Source organism: Bacteroidales bacterium (genome assembly GCA_013141385.1).
Lineage (GTDB): Bacteria > Bacteroidota > Bacteroidia > Bacteroidales > Tenuifilaceae > UBA8529.
The window spans coordinates 345,232-352,079 of record JABFRB010000016.1 but is presented as its reverse complement, the minus strand read 5'-3'; the positions used below and the strand labels follow the sequence as shown (position 1 = coordinate 352,079).

Genomic DNA, 6,848 nt, shown 5'->3' with positions numbered 1-6,848 from the left:
CCTCCAAAACTTCTTTTACCACATTTTTCTTGAATTCGTCCGTGTAGCGGTTTACTGTTCTCATGTTAATCCTGTTTTAAGTTGACATTTTGTTTGGTTTTTTGTCAACCTATTTTAGGACAAGACACTCGGAAATAGCTGGAGAAAAACCCCCTGCCCCCTAAAAATAGGGGGTAAAACAGATTTTCGCATACTCTTTAACTTTCTTTCGAAAACAACCTCAACTACAATACTCAATTAGCCCTCCTTTTCCTTTTTAAGAATAATCAAACAAAACACCAGAATCTGTTAAAGCCCCTTATTTAAGGGGTTGGGGTTAATCCGTGTCAGAGAAAAACCCCCTGCCCCCTTAAAAAAAGGGGGTATAATTGAACACTATGTTTACAATGATTATTGAAATTAAAGAGTGTAGTTGTAGGATCTGTTAAAGCCCCTTATTTAAGGGGTTGGGGTTAATTCTTCCGCCATCACACCCTTATCTCAATATCGCAAATTGCGATATATTTTACACTATCAAACAAAAATGATTACTACAACATCACTCTGTTATAGCCCCTTAACTTAAGGGGTTGGGGTTTATTCGCTTAAAGTTTTACTGGTACTTTTCCTTGAGGTGCGCTTATAATCGCTCTTGCGAACGCCACCTGCCTTCTCGTACTCCACGCTATCGTAACCGTATTTGGCACCCACTGCGTTTAGGAAACGAGTGGAGAGCTCAGCCAAATCCTTTTCCGCCCTATCAAGCTGAGTCGATACCCCATCCGCTTTAGTAAGCAGGGTATTATACTCCTTGGTTAAGGTATCCACTAGGGTAATTTGGTTGGAGTAGTCCGCCTCGGTAAGTCCCCTACCAAAATTAATATTGGTTTCGAACAGTTTTGCGCCATCAAGGCGATTCTGCGCCTTTTCCTGTTCCAATGAGGTACTTCTTTTCTTGTACGCCATAGTAAAAAATTTAAGAGTTAAGTAAAACAATCATTTAATAGAAAGCAAAGCCGTAAGCTAAAAATGGTATTAGTAGTTGGCTAACCTTCATAGAAAGGTTATAACAACAACTATGCTACATAACGGCCTGTACATGGGAATTATTTCATAATAAACGTTAAAAAAACATCTCCCCGCTAACCCAGCAGGGTAGAAAAGTACCATCCCTATATTGGAAGCTTTCATTTGGATATATAAAGCAATGCTTTTAATGTAGAAAGTAATCATTTCGATATAGGACGATGACTTGGGAATGTAGGAAGTAATCCTTTCGATATAGGACGGTGACTTGGGAATGTAGGAAGTAATCCTTTCGATGTAGTAAAGTCATTTTCCCATCTAAAAAGTAATGCTTTCGATATAGGGGAATTACTTGGGAATGTAGGAAGTAATTCTTTGGATGTAGAAAAGTCAATTTTCTATCTAAAAAGTAATGGTTTGGATGTAGGAAAGTGATTTGGGAATCTAGGAAGTAATGCTTTCGATGTAGAAAGTAATGCTTTCGATATAGGTAAGTGACTTGGGAATGTAGTTGGGTGATTTTTGGATTTTGGGAGGTGAAGGTGGAAAAGTGAGTAACCAAGTTACAAATTACTTAAACAATTAAATTCCTTTTGAGGGTTAATAATTTTGGTTAACTTTGAGAAAGGCTACCAGAAGGTGCATAATACATTTCATTATGGAGGTGTATAAATGTACTTTTGGCACATTTATATACGAATTGTGTGAAATTAGGAGTAAGAACATAAAATAAAAATGACAAAAAAAATAAAACACATAAATTATGCTTTAGTAGAAAGCGTAAGACCGCCAATGTATAAAGCAACTAAATATTGGGGAAAGAAACCTCATAATATTTGGAGACAATTTATTGAGGCATATTCGGACGTAAACGATATAGTTTTAGACCCGTTTTCAGGTAGCTCTGTTGCTGCATTCGAGGCCGTAAAAAGTAATAGAAAAGCAATCGCTTTTGATTTAAATCCTATCACATGCTTTACTATTGAATCAATCTGTTCAGATTTTAATGAAAGTAAATTTAAAGCAACTTTCAATAAAATAGAAAAAGAAATGTCATTGGATTCAGTCTACAAGGAGCATTTTATCACCAATTATAATGGTAATGAAGCGACAATTTTTAATTATAAATGGGAAGATGGAAAAATAGCAAGAGTTTCTTTAAAAACAGGGAAAGAATCATTTTCGATTTTACCTGATAAAAACATAATAAATATAACAGAAAGCCAGAATAAAATTAGTATTCCTTTCTGGTTTCCAACGGATAAATTTCCGGTCAATCCATCAATTACACATAAATTTATAAAAGATATAGGTGGTGATTCATTTGAAAATTTATGGACAAGAAGGAACTTATACATTTTATCAAAAATCTTTAGTATTATAACAAATGAATCTGATAACAATGTAAAGATTCAGCTTTTATCTGGATTCATCCAAACATTACATCTTTGCTCTAAAATGGTTGTACCTAGAAATCCAAAATCTAACAGAGACTTTTCTGGAAGTTGGGGGCGTGCAGATTATATGATTAGGAGAAGGTCAATGGAACAAAATCCATTTGTGGTTTTTAGACGCTCTTGTCTGGAAAAGCAGGGAATTGTATCTGCACTTAAGGATTTTAAAAAAAAGTTTCCTAATGGAATTAAAATATATGATGCTAAGAAGAATAAGAAAATAAATAGAAAAGCTGACATTAATTATGGTGCTATTGATATTGCTGATTTAGCTGATTATATTCCTGAAAATTCTATCGACTTTATTATTACAGATCCTCCTTATGCTGGTTTAGTATATTATATGGATTTAAGCCTTATTTGGCTTGTATGGTTAAAAAAAGTAGATATAAAGTATGAACCAGATTTAAGACCAGAAATTACAATAAAAAAAGGAAGCGTAGAACGACCAGAATATCGTCGAAGAATGGAAAATGCATTTAAAAACATACATAGGGTTCTTAAAGACGAGGGGTATCTAGTCGTTACATTTCATCATAAAAAAATTGAAGAATGGAATGATTTTGTTAGATCTGTAAAATATTCTGGTTTTAAATTTGATAAAATTACCCATCAATATAATAAAAGGTCTGGTGAATCAAATGTTTCTAACCCATATGGAACATCTGGTGCTGATTTTTATATTAGATGTGTTAAACATAGGGATGTAGACTTTTCTGATGACCAATCAGGGTTAGAGCATTTTATAAAACAAAAAGCAATTGACATAATTGCTGAAAGAAATCAACCAACTCCTTTGACTATTTTAACGAGTGGATTAATTCCAGAATTATTACAAGCAGGATTCTTCCAACCAGATGAATACAAGAAGGAAATAGAAAAAATATTAATAGAAAACTGTGGGGAGGGTAAAGTTTTTAAATCTTGGAAAAATGAAAAAAATAAGGCTGGTGAATTCTGGTGGTTTAACAATCCAAATGATTATATTAATTTCCCTGACTTGCCCTTAGATAGAAGAGTCGAAGATTTAATTATTTCAATTTTAAGAAAAAATGTTTCAGTCAAATTTGATGATATTATAGGGCAATTATTTAAAACTTTTCCAAATGGTTTAACTCCTGACCCTAGAAGCATAGTTGATACTATTAGCAAGTATGCATATAAATCTTCTGAAAAATGGAAAATTAAAGATGAAACATTACAATCAATCACACAACACACAAGGATTATTGAGGTAATTATTAAAATTGGGAATAAGGCTAAACACAAAACTTTTGTTGGAAGAAGGGAGCAACCTGAGTTGGCTTCTAATGGCAAAATTTTATCTACATTTGCAGATTATCTAGCATTAAAAAACATTAAAGATATCAAAAGAGAAGCTTTAAATAGAGTTGAAATGATTGATGCTTTATGGATTGATGAAGAACTTAAAATTAAATGTGTTTTTGAAGTTGAAAATAGTACTGATTTTACTTCCGCTATTCAAAGAGCGTCAAATCTTGGAAATGAAGTTCCAAAAATTATGGTGATACCAGATAAAAGAGAAATGGAGTTGTTAAGAATAAAAGACCCATATTTTTTATATGGTTTTGAGAATCAAAATTGGTGTTATCTTACTTATAGTGATCTGTCCAAGGCATCAGGTTACTCAAAAGTAGATTTAAATGAATTAATTAGAATTTCGAGAAAGGTAAATGAGTAAGCAAATAAAGTCAAATAAAAGACCGAGAAAGCCAAAATCAGAAGAGAATAAACCAGGTAAATATGATCCTAGGAATAATTTAAATGATTTAACTGGAAAGGAATGGTTAATAAGAACAAAAAGCTTTTGGGAAACAGAACCTATTAATGAAGACAAAGGAGCATATAAGCATCCGGCACCATTCTTAATTCGAGATGTCCAGAAAAATATTGAGATGTTCACAAAGAAAGGTATGAAGGTACTTGATCCTTTTGTTGGTAGCGGAACATCAATTATTGCAGCTAATCAAATTGGTCGTTATTGCATTGGTATTGATTTAAATGCAGAATATAAAAAAATTGCACTAGAGAGGTTTGAAGCACTTGATGTAAATAATTACGAATATATTGTTGGAGATTCAAATGTTGAAGTAAAAAACTTATCAGATATTGATTATATAATTACTTCACCACCGTATCATAATATTTTGAGAAATGATTCGAAAGGTATTAGGAATAACAATGGTAAAGCTTATCGAATTGGTGCTAGAGATGGTATAAAGTATTATTCTGACATAGAAAATGATTTAGGTAATTTTGATGAATATTCTGACTTTTTCAAATCATTGCAATCGATAATGAAATCATGCTATACTGTATTAAAAAGCGGTAAATATTGCACAATAATAATAAGTGACTTTACTATAAATAAAAAAGAAGTGTTTATTCAAGGTGATATGGTAAGACTTATGCAAGAAATTGGATTTGAGTTTCAAGGCACAACTGTTTTACTACAACCAGTGAAACCCTTGTATCCATTTGGTTACCCTTATGCTTATAAAATAAATCACCATCATCAGAATATCATTAATTTTAGAAAACCGAAAGAATAATTACCCCCGTTCAGTCTTTGACTCAGACTAAGTTGAATCTATTCTTTCAGGCTGAGCCTGATATTCTAGATTAACCACAACAAATAACCCCAATAGCTCGGATTTGCAATCCGAGCTAAAGATTAAACCCAACACATAAACCCGAGAGTTCCGTTTAAAAAAGTTCGGAACTCTTACTGTATAACACTTAATGGATGGGAGTGAGTAACCCCGTCAGGGTTCAAAACCCTGACGGGGTTATACGAAGATATACTGCATTCAATTTTACCATTAACTCTTCCAGTTCTTACGAATCTGGAAGGTCAAACAGGTTGGATAACCTAGCAGAGTCCGAAGGTCCTGCTAGAGTTTAATAATATTAAGGCAACGGCATTAAAACCCTAGAGTTCCGAACTTTTAATAAGGTCGGAACTCTTACCATATGGCATTTAATGGATGGGAGTTATACGAAGATATACTGCATTCAATTTTACCATTTACTCTTCCAGTTCTTACGAATCTGGAAGGTCAAACAAGTTGGTTAACCTAGCAGAGTCCGAAGGTCCTGCTAGAGTTTAATAACCTTAAGGTAACGGCATTTAAAACCTAGAGTTCCGTTTAAAAAAGTACGGAACGCTTACCGTATAGCATTTAATGGATGGGAGTTATACGAAGATATACTGCATTCAATTTTACCATTGACTCTTCCAGTTCTTACGAATCTGGAAGGTCAAACAAGTTGGTTAACCTAGCAGAGTCCAAAGGTCCTGCTAGAGTTTAATAACCTTAAGGTAACGGCATTCGAAAGGTTAGGGTATGAATCAGCTATAAGGCATTAACCGATAACATATTTTCGCAGCTAGTTTGAAATGAAAAAATTGATACCTTTGTGTTAATGATATTGTTTTCAGTTGTGTATGGGCAATGAATTTGATAAAGAACGTATTATAAATTATTGGATTGAAAGTTCAGATAATGATTTCAAGACAATGATTGACTTATAAAAAACCCAAAATAACAATTGGGCTTTGTTTATGGGTCATTTGGTGATTGAAAAACTACTTAAAGCTTTATATGTAAAATCAAAAGGGGAATTCCCTCCAATGATTCATGATTTGAGACGAATTTGTGAGAAAGCTAATATTGACCTTGATATATCACATCAAATTATTTTGGACAGCATCTCAAGATTCAATATTAATGCAAGATACGATGATTACAAACATAGTTTTTATCAACTTTGTACGGATAGTTTTACAGCAGAGTGGATTGATAAAATTAAAGACTGTAGAATATGGATAAAAGCGATGCTTTAAGGATTAGCAAAAGTTATTTACAACGAGTTCAAAGTTCTGATTTGGGATTTTCTGAAGCTTGGTTGTTTGGTTCGTATGCAAAAGGTAACCAGCATGAAAATAGCGATATAGATATTGCCATTGTTCTCAATAGTAATGTTAGTCACACTTTTGAAACCGAAGTAAAACTAATGGTAATTCGCAAAGGAGAAGAAACTTTAATTGAACCTCACGCCTTTACTAAAGAAGAGTTTGATTTTAGTATTCCAATTGTAAATCAGATAGTAAAATATGGAGTAAAGATAGATATTTAACGCCTCCTCCGAACTAAAGATTAATTCCAACAAATAAACCCTAGAGTTCCGAACTTTTTAAAAGTTCGGAACTCCTAATCATAAAGCAAATGGCAATAAAATTAAAGGAATATACCTTTTATAGTTTTTTACCCAATATACCGAAGTTAAAAACAACACAACATTAAAAAACCTAAACAACAAAATGAAAAGACTATTACTAGCAATTTCAATTGTAACAATTTTTAT

Annotated in this window: 4 protein-coding genes and 1 pseudogene; 4 read left to right on the top strand and 1 reads right to left on the bottom strand. The window is 32.9% G+C overall.

What is annotated here, in order from left to right:
* Window positions 1-576 precede the first annotated feature (576 nt).
* On the bottom strand, window positions 577-945 hold the full coding sequence (locus HOO91_09955) for a hypothetical protein (protein NOU17868.1): 369 nt from the start codon (window positions 943-945) through the stop codon (window positions 577-579).
* 795 nt (window positions 946-1,740) lie between these two features.
* Between HOO91_09955 and HOO91_09950 the strand changes: the two genes are divergently transcribed.
* The 4 genes and pseudogenes from HOO91_09950 (at window position 1,741) to HOO91_09935 (ending at window position 6,620) form a co-directional block, all read left to right on the top strand.
* Window positions 1,741-4,161 carry a hypothetical protein gene (locus HOO91_09950; GenBank protein ID NOU17867.1) on the top strand — a complete coding sequence of 807 codons (2,421 nt, stop codon included), beginning with the start codon at window positions 1,741-1,743 and terminating at the stop codon, window positions 4,159-4,161.
* The gene (locus HOO91_09945) at window positions 4,154-5,032 is read left to right on the top strand and encodes a site-specific DNA-methyltransferase (GenBank protein ID NOU17866.1); all 879 of its coding nucleotides are present in this window, start codon (window positions 4,154-4,156) and stop codon (window positions 5,030-5,032) included. Before HOO91_09950 ends, HOO91_09945 begins: the two co-directional genes overlap by 8 nt.
* Before the next feature lie 896 nt (window positions 5,033-5,928).
* A pseudogene (locus HOO91_09940) lies at window positions 5,929-6,327 on the top strand (HEPN domain-containing protein).
* Window positions 6,306-6,620: a nucleotidyltransferase domain-containing protein gene (locus HOO91_09935; GenBank protein NOU17865.1), complete on the top strand. Its 315-nt coding sequence runs from the start codon at window positions 6,306-6,308 to the stop codon at window positions 6,618-6,620. Before HOO91_09940 ends, HOO91_09935 begins: the two are co-directional and overlap by 22 nt.
* The last annotated feature ends 228 nt before the right edge of the window (window positions 6,621-6,848 follow it).